The sequence below is a fragment of the Legionella shakespearei DSM 23087 genome, assembly GCF_000373765.1.
In the GTDB taxonomy this organism is placed as follows: Bacteria; Pseudomonadota; Gammaproteobacteria; order Legionellales; family Legionellaceae; genus Legionella; species Legionella shakespearei.
The window spans coordinates 23,874-41,178 of the sequence record NZ_KB892434.1 but is presented as its reverse complement, the minus strand read 5'-3'; the positions used below and the strand labels follow the sequence as shown (position 1 = coordinate 41,178).

Genomic DNA, 17,305 nt, shown 5'->3' with positions numbered 1-17,305 from the left:
TATAAGTGATACTCAAGGTTAATACATGTTTCAAAAACTATACCATAATAAAGTGTTCACTTCCCCCATGGAAATTATGATCTGTGTATATAATTATTATTAAGCAGGTAGATAAATCATTGGAAGGTATCCATGGCAAATGTAAGAAAAGAGACTGATGAAGAGTTAGGCAGAAGAAGAATAAAAGAAATAATTAAAAAAGAGCCTGAGCTTACCCAGTTACTATTAAATCCTGAACTCAATAACCGGCTCAAAGCGCCTGATATGAGCCTGGCTCATATTATTGCCTGTGTTTTTGATTGTTATGGTGACAGGCAGGCATTAGCTGAACGTGAATATGAGCTTGTCGTTGATAAAAAAACAGGCCAGACTTCAAGACATTATCTCCCGCGTTTTAAAGGTATAAGTTATGCTGATTTACATGCGCTAATTAAACAATTGGCTAATGTATGGAAATCCGGGGCTATTGTACCTCTTGAAGCAGATGATTTTGTATGTTGTATCGGTACTACAGGTATCGACGCAGTAATCGTAGACTATAGTTTAATTTATAATCACGTAACCATTGTGCCTTTGCCTCCTTGCAGCAACCTGAAGTATTCATCTGAAATTATTCAGGAAATTAATCCCAAGGTTGTCGTCACTACCCCTAAGGATTTGCCGCAGGTTGTAAAACTTGCCAATCAAAATAAAACGATAAAATACATTGTACTTATCAACTACGATCAGCGTGTTACTGAGGATTATTTAAGCTATGAGTCAGCCCAAAACATATTAAAAGAAAATCCGGCCTCTCCCGTCCTTGTCAGCCTGCATCAGTTGTTAGCATCAGGAAGAGATGAAGAGTGGCAATTTCTGCCTTTTGATAGCAGTGTGGAACAACGGATCACTTCTATTTTGTATACTTCAGGCAGTACGGGTTTACCGAAAGGAGTTCTGCGCACCGAGTTTCATGAAAAGCAATTATGGCAAACTGCCTTTTATCCATTTCCTGTCATTACTTTGCTCATCGTACCACTGTATCACCTGGGTGGAAGACGCATACTGGAAACAATTTTTATCAGGGGAGGGATCGCCTACTTTCCATGCAATCATGATATATTTTCCGTTTATGAGGACATCAGGTTAGTTCGCCCTACCTTCATTTCTGTATTCCCGCGCTTTTATGAGTTTATCTATACCTATTATCAAAATCAGATAAATCAAAGGATTAAAAAGGGGCAGGAAAATATTGAACTCGTCAAGGAGCAAGTGAAACAGGAAATCGGTAGCACCTTTCTGGGAGACCGTCTTGTTTTACTCGAAACGGGCAGTGCCCCCATTACGGCTGAAGTAAGTAAATTTATGGCCGAGTGTTTTGATGCCTGCTTTGTTCTCAGTTATGGATGCACAGAAGCCAATGGCATTATTACGATCAATGAGAGAATTAACAGGGCAACTGTCAGAGACTATAAATTGCGTGATGTACCTGAGCTTGGATATTTTAGTACAGATAAACCCTGGCCTCGTGGAGAACTGTGTGTAAAAGTAACCGCAGCAACAACACAATATTATAAACAACCTGATGCGACTAAACATCTTGCCGACGCCGAAGGATTTATTTTTACCGGTGATATAGTAGAAGATCAGGGAAATGATAAGGTCATTGTGATTGACCGATTAAAAAACGTGATCAAATTAACGCAGGGAGAGTTTGTTGCTTTAGATCGACTGGCGAATCTGTTTGAAACACACAGTCGTGTCATTCATCAGGTTTATTGTTATGGTAATTCAAGTTATTCCTACCTGTTAGCGGTGATAGTTCCTGAATTATCGGTCGCCCGGGAACTGCTCGGAGATGATTTTGATGTGCTGCAATTGAAACAGCTTATTAAATCTGAATTACAACGAGTGGCTCATCAGGAGAACCTTAAAGCATTTGAGCTACCCAAAGATTTTATTTTAGAAATGGAGCCATTTAGTGAAAACAATGGGTTGCTGTCTCCTTTACATAAGCGCCTGAGAAAGGTGTTAAAAGAAAAGTATGGGGCACGTCTTGACGACTTATATCAAAAATCAATACAGCAACAAGACCTGACGAGCAAAAAAAGCTTTAATTCAAGGCAAGAGGTGCTGGATCACTTGCTTGAATTAATCAAAATAAATTTAAACAGTGAAGAAATCGATTCTTCAAAAGAGCTGACTTATGCACAATTAGGTGGCGATTCTTTAAATGCCATTGCCCTATCTATGGCGATAAAAGAACAGTTCGGCATCCAATTAGCTGTAGATAGCCTGTTAAGCCCCAACGCCAGTATCAACCGCTGGACTGATGACATTATTAGCGCCTTGAATGACGAGGAAGAGAATTGTTTGTCCTTTGCAAATGTTCATGGAGCTAATGCAAAAAATCTGAAAACGGAACATTTGAATTTACAAAAATTGTTAGGAACAGAGTTTATTGAACAAGCAAAAACAAAACCGTTTACCCAAAATACCAAAACTGTCTTATTAACAGGGGCAAATGGCTATTTGGGGCGTTTTATCTGTCTGGACTGGCTTAAAACATTGGCAGCTACCGGAGGAAAATTGATTTGTTTAATCCGTGCACCAAGCCATGAGGAGGCTCAAAAACGCCTGGATGACGTATTTACAGGAAATGACAAGCGTCTTGAAGAGGAATATCTTGCCCTTAAAAAAGAGACACTGGAAGTTTTGGCTGGTGATATTTCCGCTGTCAATTTTGGACTGCGTGCCGCGGAATATCAACATTTAGCTGAACAGGTTGATCGCATTGTTCATGCTGCAGCATTGGTTTCACATATTTTATCTTATGAAGATTTATTCGCTCCCAATGTGCTTGGAACATTGGAAGTGATTCGCCTTGCCTTAACACATACGAAAAAACCCATTGATTATATTTCTTCCGGATCAATAGAACTGCATTTGGAAAATCCGCAAAGCATCAATGAAAATTCCCCTCTAAAACAGGAAATTTCACTACAAGAAGGGTATGCTGCAGGATATGCCGCCAGCAAATGGGCAAGCGAGCGATTATTGCATGATGCCCATGATCAATCGGGGCTGACAATTAATATTTTCAGAAATAATATGATGTTGGCTCACCAAATTTATCAGGGACAGATTAATACTCGTGACTTTTTTACCCGATTGCTTTACAGCATATTGGCCACTGGCCTGGCTCCAGAGTCTTTTTACACTAATAAAGACAAACCCGGTCATTATGATGGTTTGCCGGTTGACATCGCTTCGTTATGTATTGTTGCTGTGGGCTCCTCTTATCATCATGAATGCCATACTTACACCATGCACAATTATCATGTGAATGATGGTAATTCTCTGGATTCATTTGTTGACTGGATTATCAAAGCAGGTTATCCGGTACAAAAAATTTCTGATTACCAACAATGGCTGAAAGACTTTACGTTAAAATTACATCAATTGGATAATGCGACACAGCAGGATTCCATTATTGCATTACTCCATGCCTTGACCCATCCTTTTTATTCCGATTATGTAGCATCCGACTGTAATAATTTCAAGCATTTAATTAAAACAATAAACCCGCCGCTTAAGATACCGCATTTACATGAGGCGTTTATTCTAAAATGTATCGATGATATAAAATGCAATTACCAGGACTTTCCAACATTGATTAACAGGGTTCGAAATACCTGAATAATATCTGTCATTCTTTGTTGGCTCATATAGGGTTCAGCATAATTAAATGCGCCCTGGAGCTCATCATTGATGGTTGCAATATGAAAGCAGAAAGGCGAATCTCCAAATTGCCTTCCCGTGGCACGATGAATTGCATTTATTTTTAACATTTGGGGCTTCTCATTAAGAGGCACCCTACCCCAGTTGCTGACCACAAGGCCCAAAAGAAATCGGTCACGCTCCCAAACGGCCGACGATCTGAATAGTTGGTATAACTTTTTGGCTGGGTAATCATCTGAAGGGATATAAAACATCTTAAAATTTTCCGTAAACTGGCCTTGGTAATCCTGAGCCAACCGCTCAAGACTGTTATATTCGCCAATAGACTTCATAAGAACTTTTACACCATTTTCATAACAGCCAATGATCTCATCGGATAATTCTGGCTGCATCTGCTTTCTTAAATTGACCGGGATTTGTAGGAATGTTTCTTCCTGTCCAGTGACTACGTATGTTGCTCTGAGCAGGCTGGCAATTAAAACTGAAGTTATTGTAACACCATGCAACTTTGCAAATGCGACTGTCTTATCCAGAATATCCTTGGTAAAATCACAAAGTATTATGCGGGTTTTGGTTTCCGTTGGCAGAACCTTTTTTTCATACGCGAGTTCTTTAACCTTTCCGTATTTCCTGAAAAGAATCTCCTGGTTTTGGCAATGCTGGGCGTAATTCTTTTTCTCATTAATTAACACGCTCGCAGAAGGGCTGATCTTTAAACTTTTTGAATTAACTGTCTTTTGAGTTGCTAAGGCATGATAATAGTTGATTATACTTTTAACTACATTCAATACAGATATCCCATCAATGATGGCATGATGGAAGCCTAATACCAGATAATGGACAGGTTTTTCTCCTGTAGAACGTAATAAATTGACTCGCCAAAGTGAGCCTCGCGGTTTATATAATGTTCTGATGCAGTCTTCCAATGCAGCAATGCCTGATGACAGGTTGAGTACATCGACGTCTGTTATTGTTATTTCTATCTCATCAAATTCAATATCAAATTGAAAAAAATATTGGTATGTTTCAGTATCCTTTTCATAGCGAGATCTTAATGCAGGATTTCTTGCATAGACGTGATATAAAGCTTGTTTAAACACTTCAACGTCAAGGTTCCCTTCTATTTCAACTAAGGAAGCTGTATTACTGTTGTCTAAATTTAATTCGTGAACCAAACAGAAATATGTTTCTGAGAACCCTAATGGGTATTCTTTATTCATCAAATGGTGCCCCTGCATCAGGATTGTATTATTTCTTCATGATCATCATTAATTTATAGCATAAGAACTCTTCTATGTTCGCTAATGCTCGCAGAGGCGGACATCTTTTCATGCCTGGCTCTCTTTGTTCGATATCACAACTTGCTAAAATTGAGTCAATAGTGTTATATTTGTGATCCAGGTAGCACAATAAGAGACATTCGTCTCCTGAACATGAATAAATCAGTCCCCTCCCAACAGTCTCCCGGCTTTCTACTCTTGTCAGTAAGTATGATTACCTGTCTTATTTTATTGATCAATGTATCCTTTAAGATTGTTCTTTTGGAGGGCCTGGTTTTTTCCGTAAACAGCCTTCTTGCTCCCTTAATTGCGGGTATCTACCTTTTTACTTTAAGAAATTGTAATTTCAGAGAGCAACGTCATTTGCTGAATATCTCTTTGATGACCTTATATTTGTTTTGTATCGGTGTTTATGTACTGGTTAATTTACCTGCGGCTGATTACATGCATGATAACCCTGTTTATCAAATCATTTTTGAAGACATTCCCAAGAAATTTTTTGCTACAACTATTTCATTTACTTTGAGTTTTTATTTACCGCATTTATTGCTTTGCAACAAGACCAGGGCGTTTTTGTCCTCCCCCAAACAGTGCACGATGTTGAGTGTTTTTGGGGGGCTAAGCTTTTTTTGTATTGATTTTTATCTGCTGTTTTCAGATCCCCATGCCCATAGTTTCAAGCAGATTTTCATTGACTCCTTCATGATTACTTCTTTGTTGCTCTTGCTCATAGCTGTGAGTTATTTGTCTTTCTTTTTAGAAGAAAAGCATTCTGAGCAGAAGGAGCCGATACTAAGGAACGACATTGTTCCTTTTCCCATATATCATTATCTGCTCTGTTTTGCTGTGGCTGTCATGCTCGTATGTCTGGCCTGTGAATACCGTATCGTTTCTTTTAGTAAAGACAGCATTCTGTCTGCCAGTTGTATTTTTTTCCCCATCACGATGGTTATTAGCGCCATTATTGGCGAACTGTGGGGCTATAAAGCGAACTTGAAACTGGCTTTTACCCTGATCGCAGCTCAATTTGCTTTTGATGCGTTACTGATGACTATTGTGGCCTTTCCTTCTCCTCCCTTTTTTAATTTAAATCCCTTTTATCATTATATTTTGCCCAGAAGATTGCCGGCCGCTTCATTGTCCTTGTTTGTAACTTTTCTGGGTAATGCCATGTTGTTGCATTATTTAAAGCATTTGAAATGGGAATTGCAACGCCCCTTGCGTATCGTTATTGCTAATATTTGTTCCAGTTCACTCTTGTGTCTGGTGGACTATAGCCTGTTATTTGGCGGCATTTACCCCGCTGAGCAAATCATCAATCTGGCAGCTAACGTGTGGCAATACAAATTGTTTATGACTTTTATCACCTTACCTGCCATACTTTGGTTTTGCCGGATTCTTGAAAAAAAAGATTCCAGGTGGTATCGCCAGGTTCATAATAAATAATTAGTTTTTTAGAATCCCAGCCTTCGATTGCCTTTGTGCTGTATTTGCCTCCTTTGATTTTTTTTTAACCTGTCCTATAATTAAATTATCTGGAATAGCGAAGTATTGCTGTATTGCCAGGCTCTAACTAAATTAATGACTTGGTAAGGAGATTACGATGTCTGATGACACAGTTGGAAAAGACGCTCAGCAAGCGTTTTTAAACACTATGGATGATCCAAAACTTGATGCTGCCGACATGTTAGAACGAGGAACCTCTCAACAACAAGTCGGGGAGATGGGTGCGGAAACTTCTGTAACAATGCAAAAGGCGGATGATAAAAATACGGTATCTCATGCTCAGGCTGAAGCACAGGCAATGGGAATAGCTGATCAGGAAAAAAATAAAGAAAAGACAGAAGATACCATGACTGATGCTGCAGATGATCAGGTTACTAATGCGACATCTCTTGAGGATAGTGGAACTGGCGCTGTATCCGGTGTAGTTGGTGGTATAGGTGGCGTGTAATAAATGTTTGATTAAAGGCTTTTATCATATCCCGCGGGTTAATCCGCGGGATATGTTTTGGTATGATCCTTCATTTTTTTTTCACAGGTCTTTTCCACCCTGACAACGTCTTTTGCCGGGATTCTGTTAATGTAAGTTCATTTGCCGGAGCATTTTTCCGTATAGTACTTCCTGCGCCTATGGTAGCGTTAGCTCCTATAGTGACTGGAGCCACCAATTGCGTGTCTGAACCTATAAATGCACCGTCTTCTATAATGGTTTGATGCTTGTTTGCACCATCGTAGTTGCAGGTTATCGTGCCTGCACCAATATTCACTTTTTTGCCTACGCTGACATCACCTAGATAACTTAAATGATTAGCCTTGGAGCCTTCATCAAAAATCGCCTTTTTGGTTTCCACAAAATTGCCGATTTTGCAGTGTGCGGCGAGTCTGGTTCCTTCCCTTAAGCGGGCAAATGGTCCTATCTGGCACTCTTCTGCTGTAATACTTCCCTCCAGGACACTATTGGGATAAATTTCGGTACCAGCGCCCAAAGTGACATTGGTCAAACTGCAATTTGGGCCTATCTTGCAGCCATCCCCTAGAATTACGGTACCACTCAACACGCAATTAACGTCAATGAATACGTCTTTACCGCAGGTTAATTCTCCACGTAAATCAAAACGGTTTGCATCAGCTATCATCACTCCATCGGCCAGAAATTGTTCTGCTGTCCTTTTTTGCCAGACCCGTTCTAACTGCTGTAATTGTAAACGGTTATTTACCCCCTGGATTTCAAAACAATCGTTAACCGCCAATGAGGTAATAGGTACCTGATTTTTTACGGCCATGGCAATAATTTCAGTCAAATAATATTCGCCCTGAGCATTATTATTACCCAATTGGGGTAACCATACCTCTAAATCGCTGGCTTTAGCGCAGCAAATGCCAGTATAAATTTCTTTTATATTCTTTTCTTGCTCCTGTGCATCCTTTTCTTCTACAATGGCAGAAATTTCACCTTGGTTGTTTCTGATAATACGCCCAAGACCGCTCGGGTCTTCGAGGTTGGCAACCAGGAGTGCTAAAACGGATTGATGTATGTCTGCTGTTGTGCTGCGCTCTATCAAAGCGCGAAGCGTTTTTGCCTGAATGAGTGGCACATCAGCGGATAATACCAGGACTTGTGCATGAGGCGGAATATGAGGCAAGGCTTGCATTACTGCATGGCCAGTACCTAACTGTTCTGCCTGATGAACCCAATGTACAGGTAAATCAGGGAGTGAATTCTTAATTTGTTCACCACCATGACCATAAATAATATGAATTGCATCAGGATTTAATTGCTGTGCGGTTTCCACTACTCGAGTGAGCATGGGTTTTCCTGCTATAGGGTGGAGGACTTTAGGGGTGTTGGAGTACATCCGCTTACCTTGACCCGCAGCTAAAATAATAATTTGTAAATTCATGAGATTTGTGATTTCCTAGGTTGAAATACATAACAGATGCTGATTTAAACAGTCTGCCTCAATGTTATGAATGAAGTAAAGATGGATATAATAAAAAAATTGCAGTTAAAGGAGTAGTGCAATGACGATATTTATTAAAGCAGCTAAAACACTTATTCTGCGATGCCTGGATCAATCGATGAAAGAATCAAGCGCAGCTGATCAGGGGTGGTTTGGGGGATTGCGAAATGCTGATTTATCAGAAAAGCAAAGAAATCTGACACTGAAATTAAGACGGGCTGTTGAAGATTATGCCTCTGATGAGTCTGATAAAAAAAATCTGGAGAATTTAAAAGAACTGGTTCTTGGAATAGATACCGAAGTTGAAAAAATACGCAAGGAAGCTGCTTATACCAGAGGGCACTTAAATGATACGCTAACCAAGATTAACTCTGATTTAGATCGATTTTGTAATGTGCTTTCCGGTTTGTCTTACAAACTGATTGATATTCCCAGTGATGATGATCCTTTCCATATCTTATGTGCCCACTCTGCATTTTATTTCGGTGAAAATATTTTTACTCCCACAGAAGATGGTGTTTTAACTAAGGCATTTACTGCTGTTGGCGGAGCGTCTACGGTCGAGATCAGGGAGAAGAAAGAAGCATGCCTGCTGCTGCATCTTACTGCATGTGAAAAAAAATTACTGGCGATCAAAGATGGATATGAGGATGCGCGAAAAGAAGCAGTGCTCCTGGAAATTCAGGCCATTCAGCGAGATAACGCTAAAATCTGTGTGGGCTCTCAAGTGTCCAGCGCCATACCAGTCAGTGTAGGCTTTTTTGCTACAGCCCAGGTTTCCACCCCGACAATCAAACCAAGCAGAGGACGTTTGGAAGTCAGTATGCAGAATGCTATCAACGAAATTGACCCAACAAACAGTATCTTAAAGCAATCCAGTTTTGCGATGTAGCGGCGGAACTCACGTTAACTTAATGGCAGATCCCTAGCCCGTATTAGGCGATAGCCGTAATACGGGGTAATTCAAGCTTCGATCCCGTATTACGGCTATCGCCTAATACGGGCTACACGTTAACCATTCACCTGATGTAATTCGCCACAGAGATCCGTTTCCATCAATGTTTTAACTTCTGGAATACTTACATTTTTACTCAATAAATACAATAACTTGCAATGAGCTGCTTCAGGAGTCATGTCATGGCCGCTAATCAATCCCGCGTGCTTTAAAGTATGGCCGGTAGCGTATTGGCTCATTTCCACATGTCCTTCCTTGCATTGGGTACAGTTAATAATGATGATCCCCCGATCACAAGCCTCTTTGAGTAACTGTAAAAAGCGCGGATCGTTATTCTGGGCATTACCCGCGCCATAAGTTTCAAGGATTAAACCACGCAAAGACTGGCTTAACACATAAGCCAGAACATCGGAAGCAAAGCCTGGAAACAGCCGGAAATTGGCAATGAAATGTGGGGTAATCGTTTGCAAATGAAAAGGTTTTTCAGGTGCTTTGCGCAACAGATGTTGATGCAGTTCAATGTCTATTCCAATTGCGGCCAAATGAGGGTAATTCGGTGAGTCAAAAGCATTAAAGCGTTGGGCACTGATTTTTTGGCTTCTGTTGCCTCGTAATAAATGCTGATTAAAGTAAATGCAGACCTCATTAATGGGTTGATGTGCACAAAGCCATAAGGAGGTAATGACATTGTCAATCGCGTCATTACGCACCTCTGACAAAGGAATCTGCGAACCTGTTACAATAACCGGTTTCCCCAGGTTTTCTAACATAAAGGACAAAGCCGAAGCCGTATACGCCATGGTGTCAGTACCATGAAACACGACAAAACCATCAAAATGATCGTATTCTTTGGCTATGTCGTAAGCAATCCGGTTCCATTCATTTACTGTCATGTTGGAAGAATCCAGTAAGGGCTGATATTCCTTAATCGTGTAAATTGGCATGTCTTTATGCTTTAAAGCCGGAATCTGCGCCAGAGCTGATTCTACGTATCCCGGTGCAGGTTCGTAACCATGGTCGGTTTTGACAGAACTGATAGTGCCGCCCGTATTAATAATCAAAATGCGTTTTTTCATATCATTTTCAGATGGGAATATTTAGTTCCATTATGCCTTATAAGAAGAATATTGGAAAAGTGTTTATGGGCACCAGAGAAGGCAGAAAATAAAAGTACAAATAACTACTTGACACGATTCATGCTGCAAGGTAGAAATTAAAGCCATAATGGATGTAAAGGAGATAGTTATGCCCAAAGGACAGATCAAAAATTCCTCCGTGCTGCAACAGGAAATAAGCACTGTTATGGTTCCCATTTCATCTCGGCATAACTACTACGCGACTGCCAGAAAAAATATAGCAAAAAGTATCGGCGACTATTTCTTTATCGAAGCAAACAATCAAAAAATCAAAGAAGTTATGGGATGCATTGGCGGCTATCCTGTGCCGGCTTTAGTGAGTAAAGAACTATTGAATATAGATTTCCAGTCTTTAACTGAATTTACCGACATTATGTTGCAAGCGGGTCTGGGCTTAAAATTGGAAGGGGAGTTTTTTGCATTTAATCATACCGAAGTAGATGGTCTGGAGAAAGATACACTTATTTTTATGAGAAAGCTGACCTATGCATTGACTGCGTTGCGAATTTGTTACGGCATAGAGCTGGTATATGATTTATTGTTACAGCATGAGCACGTGCAAACAGAAAGTTATCAATCCTATCTGCCCCAAATACAGCAATTAATTACTGATTATGAAGCAGGTAATACAACAGAAAATTTGGCTGATCATACCCAGTCTTATTATTTCCAGGCCAAAAAAATTCAAAAGGAAATTGAGCAACACCACAATCAAATCAATCAAGCAAAAGAATCATTTACAGAATGTACGCAAATGGCTGTAGCAACCATTTGCGAAGGCTTAAACAAAGTCGGTTCCTTATTAATTAAGGCGAACTCTGAATTTCCTGACCAAACCTGGTTCGGTGATGGATGGAGCCCTTTCATCATTGGTTTACTTAAAGAGATATTTTCGGGATATTACAGTTATGCCTGGTTAGTCTCAGGTTCTGTATCGATTAACGAGAATTATTTTGGACTTTTAACTACGGAATTAGCAAACTATTCAATGACCATGCAAGATCAAATGGAACATTTAAAACTTGCCCTGTTAAGAGAGGCCGGGAATGAAGTCAATTCGTTAATCAGCACTATTCAGGCTGATGCGTCACTGCATCAGGTGATACTCACAGAACAGTCAACATATTATAGAGAACCAAGTTTTGGCTTAATGTTTTCGGGGTATTTAAACGCATTAAATCGCGAGCGAACAAGAGCTGCTGAGAGGACTCTTGATATTGATTTTGACGCAGATTTTTCACCAGGAATGGGCTCATCGCAATAATATTTACGGATTTAATTGCCAATGTCTTGTATTTTGTGGAAAAATCAAGATATTAACGGTTTAGTCTAAGCAGTGACATCATGGTGATTGATCGTGCCGGTTATCGGTTGAATGTAGGTATTATCCTTGTCAACGGATCTGACAGGGTATTTTGGGGAAGACGAAGTGGCCATGACGCCTGGCAATTCCCGCAAGGTGGATTGGCAGCAGGTGAAACAGCCCTGGAGGCTATGTTTCGGGAATTACATGAAGAAGTAGGGTTAGAAAAGCATGATGTTGAAGTCATTGGCTCTACCAAACGCTGGCTGAAATACCGGCTTCCGAAACAGTATCTGCGGCATGGCAGTGAACCTCTGGTTATAGGGCAAAAGCAAAAATGGTATTTGCTAAGGCTTGTTTCCAGCGAACAAAAGGTAAGGCTGGATTTAAGTGACTCCCCGGAGTTTGACAGTTGGCGCTGGATAGATTTCCATGAGCCAGAAGATCAGGTTATCTTTTTTAAAAGGCAAGTGTATACACAAGCTTTAAAAGAATTGGAACCCTTACTAAAAAATCGCCGTACTCCCTACGGTATGAAACGTAAAAGAGGTAATCATAGGCCCTAGATGCTAAAAGTACTTAAACGGATAGTTCAAGATGTCACCGCCGCCAATCATTTAACTGAAGCTCTTGGCATATTGGTGCAACGCATAAATAAAGCCCTTAACGCTGAGGCCGTTTCCGTTTATCTTATCGATAACAAACATGCCGAATATGTTTTAATTGCCACTGAAGGTTTAAATAAACAAGCTGAGTTTCGGGTGCGCATTGCTCTCGATAGCGGTCTTATTGGTTTGATCGGTCGCAGGGAAGAGCCCATTAACCTGCAGGATGCCCCCTTGCACCCTGATTTTTATCATAATCCTTTGCTAGGCGAAGAGCATTTAAATGCCTTCATGGGTGTGCCCATTATTCAGCACAGAAAGCTCTATGGCGTCTTAATCGTCCAGCAGGTAGAGCAGCGTTGTTTTGATGATGCGGAGGAATCCTTTTTAATCACTCTGGCAGCCCAACTTGGCGGGCTTATTGCGCATGCGGAAGCCACAGGGGAGCTGGCTGAGCTGACCCAACCCAAACCTTTAGGCGTTGCCAAAGTTGAGTCTGCCCAGACCGCGTTGACCGGGGTGGGCAGTGTTCCTGGTATTGGTATTGGTACTGCTGTGGTGGTTTATCCCATGGCTGATATTGATGCTGTACCGCGTAATCCGGTTGAAGATCTGGATGACGAAATCAATGACTTTTATGAGGCTTTGGAAGCCGCCAGAGATGATATGAGACGCTTAGGCAAGCGGATGAAGGACACGGTTGCCGAAGAAGAACATGCACTTTTTGATGTTTATTTACGCATCCTTGATAAAGACAGCCTTGGTGCTGAAGTGGAACATGTCATTCGCGATGAACACATCAGCGCCCAGGCGGCACTGGCTACAGTCATTAAAAAACACGTCTCACAATTTGAGAGCATGGAAGACGATTACCTGCGCGAACGGGCTAGCGATTTCCGTGATTTGGGTCGCCGGGTACTGGCAGAATTACAACGTACACAACGTGAAGAAATCGCCTATCCCAAACGCACTATTTTAATTGGTGAAGAAGTTACTGCAGCCGCTCTCGCGGAAGTTCCTGAAGGGCAATTGGCGGGGGTAGTTTCTGCCAAAGGCTCAAATAACTCTCATGTCGCCATTTTGGCCCGTGCACTGGGTGTGCCGACAGTAATGGGCGTTCGCGGGCTTAAACTTGAATCTGTATCACGTAAGGCATTAATTGTCGATGGCTTTTACGGTCATGTCTACGTTTCGCCTTCCAAAACCATCTTAAGTGAATTCAAGCAGTTAGCTCAGGAAGAGCTGGAATTAAATCAAAGCCTGGTGAGCCTGCGTGACAAGCCGGCTGAAACCACGGACAGTTACCGGGTTTCCCTGCAAGTGAATACGGGTCTGGCTATGGACGCAGGTATGTCCATGAGCGTGGGCGCTGAAGGGGTCGGCCTGTACCGCTCAGAAGTACCTTTTATGAGCCGGGACAGGTTTCCTTCCGAAGACGAACAAACCATTATTTACCGACAGACGCTTAAAGCCTTCGCCCCTCGTTTTGTCACTATGAGAACTCTGGACATTGGTGGTGATAAAGTGCTGCCTTACTTCCCGATGGAAGAAGAAAATCCCTATCTGGGATGGCGTGGCATACGCGTTACTCTCGATCATCCTGATGTGTTTCTGGTTCAGGTGCGTGCGATGATGCGGGCGAGTGAGGAATTAAACAACCTTCGTATTATGCTGCCGATGATCACCAATTTAAGTGAAGTAGAAGAGGCAACCTATCTGATTGAACAGGCATTCGAAGAATTGCTGGAAGAAGGCTGTGTGATTGAAAAGCCCAAATTGGGAGTGATGATTGAGGTGCCAGCGGCAGCTTATCTGGCTCGGGAAATGGCCAAACGCGTTGATTTCATCTCCGTTGGCAGCAACGATTTGACCCAATATTTATTAGCTGTAGACAGGAATAATGCGCGAGTAGCCGGCCTTTATGATTCCTTGCATCCGGCCATGTTACGGCTCTTGCTTAAAATTGTTGAAGGGGGGCATGCGGCTGGGGTTGAAGTGAGTATTTGTGGTGAAATGGCCAGTGATCCTTTAGCGGTTATTTTATTGATTGCCATGGGTTTTGATACCTTGAGTATGAACTCAGCCAGCTTGCCGCGGGTGAAATGGGTGATTCGTAATCTGGCTATTGCCAATGCCCGTAAAATTCTGGCTGAAGTTCTTGAATTTGAGCATCCTGCTGAAATTCGCTTTCATTTACAAAGGGCTTTAGAGGAAGAGGGGCTGGGAGGATTAATCAGAGCCGGTAAGTCATGACCTTTCCCGAAATTTTGCTGCACGGCTCCATTTATGCCTTCATCGGGATTTTTGCAGGATTGATGGCCGGGATTTTTGGCATAGGTGGCGGTATTCTTGTTGTTCCCGGATTGATTCTTATTTTTCAACTGAATCAGTTAGTCCCTGAAAGCCTTGCCATGTATGTTGCTTCAGGTACCTCACTGGCCGTAATGGTTTTTACTTCTCTGGCATCAATAAAAGCCCACCATAAAATAGCAGCAATTCTTTGGCCTGTTTTCAATAAACTGTGGCCAGGTATCGTTCTTGGTGTGATTGCTGGCGCGTTACTTGCCGAATTTATTCCGACTTATTGGCTAAAGTTCATCCTTGCAGTGTTTCTCTTGTTCGTTGCTTTTAAAATGCTGACAAACCGCCATGATCGTCTTCATGTACATTTTCCGGCAGGCTGGATCAATAAGCTCATCACTTTCTTAATAGGCATGAAATCAGGTCTTTTAGGAATTGGGGGTGGTACTTTGATTATTCCTTACCTCGCATATTGCGGAGTAAAAATGCGACAAATCCCTCCGGTATCCAATTTATGTACTTTAATCGTGGGCTTCATTGGCGCCCTGGTGTTTCTTATTACTGGCCGCAAGGAAATGGCCGCCATTCCTTATGCCACAGGCTATGTCTATTGGCCTGCCGTTTTATTAATCGCTATTCCCAGTAGCATCATGGCCCCTTTAGGTGCTAAATTAAATTATCTTTTGCCGGTGAAGCAATTAAAATACGCTTTTATTGTCATTTTGTTACTTACGGCAATTAAAATGTTTTTTTAGAATTTTAAGGACACGTTATCCTACATGTAGGTACGTCGTCCTGAGTGAAGCGAAGGATCTCCTGCAATTGGCATCGTGCTTATATCGGGAGATCCTTCGTTTCACTCAGGACGACGTGGTACGTGGTAAATATTATAAAAGGAATATAAAGACCCATGCTTACTTTTCCCTACATAGATCCCGTTGCTTTCTCATTAGGACCCATTAAGGTGCACTGGTATGGTTTAATGTACCTGGTCGGTTTTGTCGGCGCCTGGTTACTGGCCTACTGGCGGATGAAACATTACCAATTAAACTGGAATGCAGATCAAATCAGTGATTTGATTTTTTACGCAGCCCTTGGGGTGATTCTGGGTGGTCGTATTGGTTATATGCTGTTTTATAATTTCCAGGAATTAATTCACCAGCCCTGGATTTTATTCAAAATCTGGGAAGGTGGAATGTCCTTCCACGGGGGGTTAATTGGTGTCATTATTGCCATATGGATTTTTTCCTGGAAATTCGGGAAATCATTTTTAGAGGTGGGAGATTTTGTTGCGCCCCTGGTCCCATTGGGTCTGGCTGCCGGGCGTGCTGGCAATTTCATCAATGGCGAATTGTGGGGGCGAGTAACTGATGTACCTTGGGCTATGATTTACACTCATGTTGATAACCAGCCACGTCACCCATCACAAATTTATGAATTTGGCCTCGAGGGCATAGGCTTGTTTATTCTGGTATGGTGTTATGCGTCCAAACCCAGACCTGTTGGACGCGTTTCAGCAGTATTCTTGATTGGTTACTCTATTTGCCGTTTAATCGCCGAATGTTTTCGTGAACCCGATCCGCAAATGGGCTTTATTGCTTTTGGCTGGTTGACTATGGGGCAGATTTTATCGATTCCTATGTTATTATTGGGACTTTGGTTATGGTGGCGGGTTAAACAATGAAAACTTATTTAAATTTGCTAGAACATATTGTACAGCATGGTACAGAAAAGACAGACAGGACAGGCACCGGTACCTTATCCGTTTTTGGTTATCAAATGCGTTTTGATTTGGCGCAGGGTTTTCCTTTGGTGACTACCAAAAAACTGCACATGCGCAGCATAGTCCATGAATTGTTATGGTTCCTGAAAGGCGATACCAATATTACTTATCTAAAAGAAAACGGTGTGACTATTTGGGATGAATGGGCAGACAGTAATGGTGATTTGGGTCCTGTATATGGGAAACAGTGGCGCAGTTGGCCTACTGCGGACGGCCGTACCATCGATCAGTTAAGCGATATAGTCCAGCAGATTAAAAGCAACCCGGATTCACGCCGCCTGATTGTCAGCGCATGGAATGTCGGTGAATTGGATAAAATGGCATTGATGCCCTGTCATGCCTTATTCCAGTTTTATGTAGCAAATAACAAGCTGTCCTGTCAGTTATATCAACGATCGGCGGATGTGTTTTTGGGGGTTCCCTTTAACATAGCTTCTTATTCTTTGTTAACACATATGGTAGCGCAACAGTGTAATCTTGATGTGGGCGAATTCGTCTGGACTGGCGGCGATTGTCATTTGTACCTTAACCATTTGGAACAGACCCGCACCCAATTGGCAAGAGATCCGCTTCCAGCTCCCGAATTACTCATTAAGAGAAAACCAGGATCTTTATTTGAATACCAGTATGATGATTTTGAATTCGTGAATTATCAATCACATCCGGCGATTAAGGCGCCTATTGCGGTGTAGGTTTTTGCGTTAATCAAAAGTTCCGCTTCCTGACGGTCGCGGCTCGGATTGGGTCATGAATATTTA

General features: G+C 41.7%; 13 protein-coding genes. 10 read left to right on the top strand and 3 right to left on the bottom strand.

The genetic code is table 11. From position 1 onward, the window contains the following. Nucleotides 1-132 precede the first annotated feature (132 nt). Nucleotides 133-3,678, top strand: coding sequence for a thioester reductase domain-containing protein (locus B094_RS16285; protein WP_018578327.1), 3,546 nt, complete (start codon nt 133-135; stop codon nt 3,676-3,678). Here B094_RS16285 and B094_RS0113400 read toward each other — a convergent pair. Continuing rightward, entirely contained in the window at nt 3,633-4,940 is a 1,308-nt protein-coding gene (locus B094_RS0113400) for a condensation domain-containing protein (protein ID WP_018578326.1), read from the bottom strand. The genes B094_RS16285 and B094_RS0113400 overlap by 46 nt on opposite strands. Before the next feature lie 213 nt (nt 4,941-5,153). Here B094_RS0113400 and B094_RS0113395 point away from each other — a divergent pair, with 213 nt between their 5' ends. Together B094_RS0113395 and B094_RS0113390 are read left to right on the top strand one after the other, a co-directional pair. Then, nucleotides 5,154-6,446: a VUT family protein gene (locus B094_RS0113395; RefSeq protein ID WP_018578325.1), complete on the top strand. Its 1,293-nt coding sequence runs from the start codon at nt 5,154-5,156 to the stop codon at nt 6,444-6,446. Nucleotides 6,447-6,603: 157 nt separating this feature from the next. After that, on the top strand, nt 6,604-6,954 hold the full coding sequence (locus B094_RS0113390; RefSeq protein WP_018578324.1) for a hypothetical protein: 351 nt from the start codon (nt 6,604-6,606) through the stop codon (nt 6,952-6,954). A gap of 70 nt (nt 6,955-7,024) precedes the next feature. Here the strand turns inward: B094_RS0113390 and glmU are convergent, their stop codons facing one another. Continuing rightward, nucleotides 7,025-8,404 (bottom strand): bifunctional UDP-N-acetylglucosamine diphosphorylase/glucosamine-1-phosphate N-acetyltransferase GlmU, encoded by a 1,380-nt coding sequence (glmU, locus tag B094_RS0113385; RefSeq protein WP_018578323.1) that lies wholly within the window; start codon nt 8,402-8,404, stop codon nt 7,025-7,027. 121 nt (nt 8,405-8,525) lie between these two features. Between glmU and B094_RS0113380 the strand changes: the two genes are divergently transcribed. Beyond that, nucleotides 8,526-9,356 carry a hypothetical protein gene (locus B094_RS0113380; RefSeq protein WP_018578322.1) on the top strand — a complete coding sequence of 277 codons (831 nt, stop codon included), beginning with the start codon at nt 8,526-8,528 and terminating at the stop codon, nt 9,354-9,356. A gap of 119 nt (nt 9,357-9,475) precedes the next feature. Here B094_RS0113380 and ansA read toward each other — a convergent pair whose 3' ends face one another. Then, nucleotides 9,476-10,495 carry an asparaginase gene (gene ansA / locus B094_RS0113375; protein ID WP_018578321.1) on the bottom strand — a complete coding sequence of 340 codons (1,020 nt, stop codon included), beginning with the start codon at nt 10,493-10,495 and terminating at the stop codon, nt 9,476-9,478. Between the two features lie 169 nt (nt 10,496-10,664). Between ansA and B094_RS0113370 the strand changes: the two genes are divergently transcribed. The 6 genes from B094_RS0113370 (at nt 10,665) to thyA (ending at nt 17,239) form a co-directional block, all read left to right on the top strand. Beyond that, a complete protein-coding gene (locus B094_RS0113370; protein ID WP_018578320.1) occupies nt 10,665-11,819 on the top strand; it encodes a hypothetical protein in 1,155 nt (384 codons plus the stop codon). Between the two features lie 80 nt (nt 11,820-11,899). Continuing rightward, nucleotides 11,900-12,424, top strand: a complete 525-nt coding sequence (locus B094_RS0113365) for an RNA pyrophosphohydrolase (RefSeq protein ID WP_018578319.1) — start codon at nt 11,900-11,902, stop codon at nt 12,422-12,424. Further along, nucleotides 12,425-14,716 carry a phosphoenolpyruvate--protein phosphotransferase gene (ptsP, locus tag B094_RS0113360; RefSeq protein ID WP_018578318.1) on the top strand — a complete coding sequence of 764 codons (2,292 nt, stop codon included), beginning with the start codon at nt 12,425-12,427 and terminating at the stop codon, nt 14,714-14,716. Then, nucleotides 14,713-15,519 (top strand): sulfite exporter TauE/SafE family protein, encoded by an 807-nt coding sequence (locus B094_RS0113355; RefSeq protein ID WP_018578317.1) that lies wholly within the window; start codon nt 14,713-14,715, stop codon nt 15,517-15,519. The genes ptsP and B094_RS0113355 overlap by 4 nt, the downstream gene beginning before the upstream one ends. 155 nt (nt 15,520-15,674) lie before the next feature. Continuing rightward, nucleotides 15,675-16,448 carry a prolipoprotein diacylglyceryl transferase gene (gene lgt / locus B094_RS0113350; protein WP_018578316.1) on the top strand — a complete coding sequence of 258 codons (774 nt, stop codon included), beginning with the start codon at nt 15,675-15,677 and terminating at the stop codon, nt 16,446-16,448. Beyond that, complete coding sequence (thyA, locus tag B094_RS0113345) at nt 16,445-17,239, top strand: thymidylate synthase (RefSeq protein ID WP_018578315.1); 795 nt, start codon at nt 16,445-16,447, stop codon at nt 17,237-17,239. Before lgt ends, thyA begins: the two co-directional genes overlap by 4 nt. The last annotated feature ends 66 nt before the right edge of the window (nt 17,240-17,305 follow it).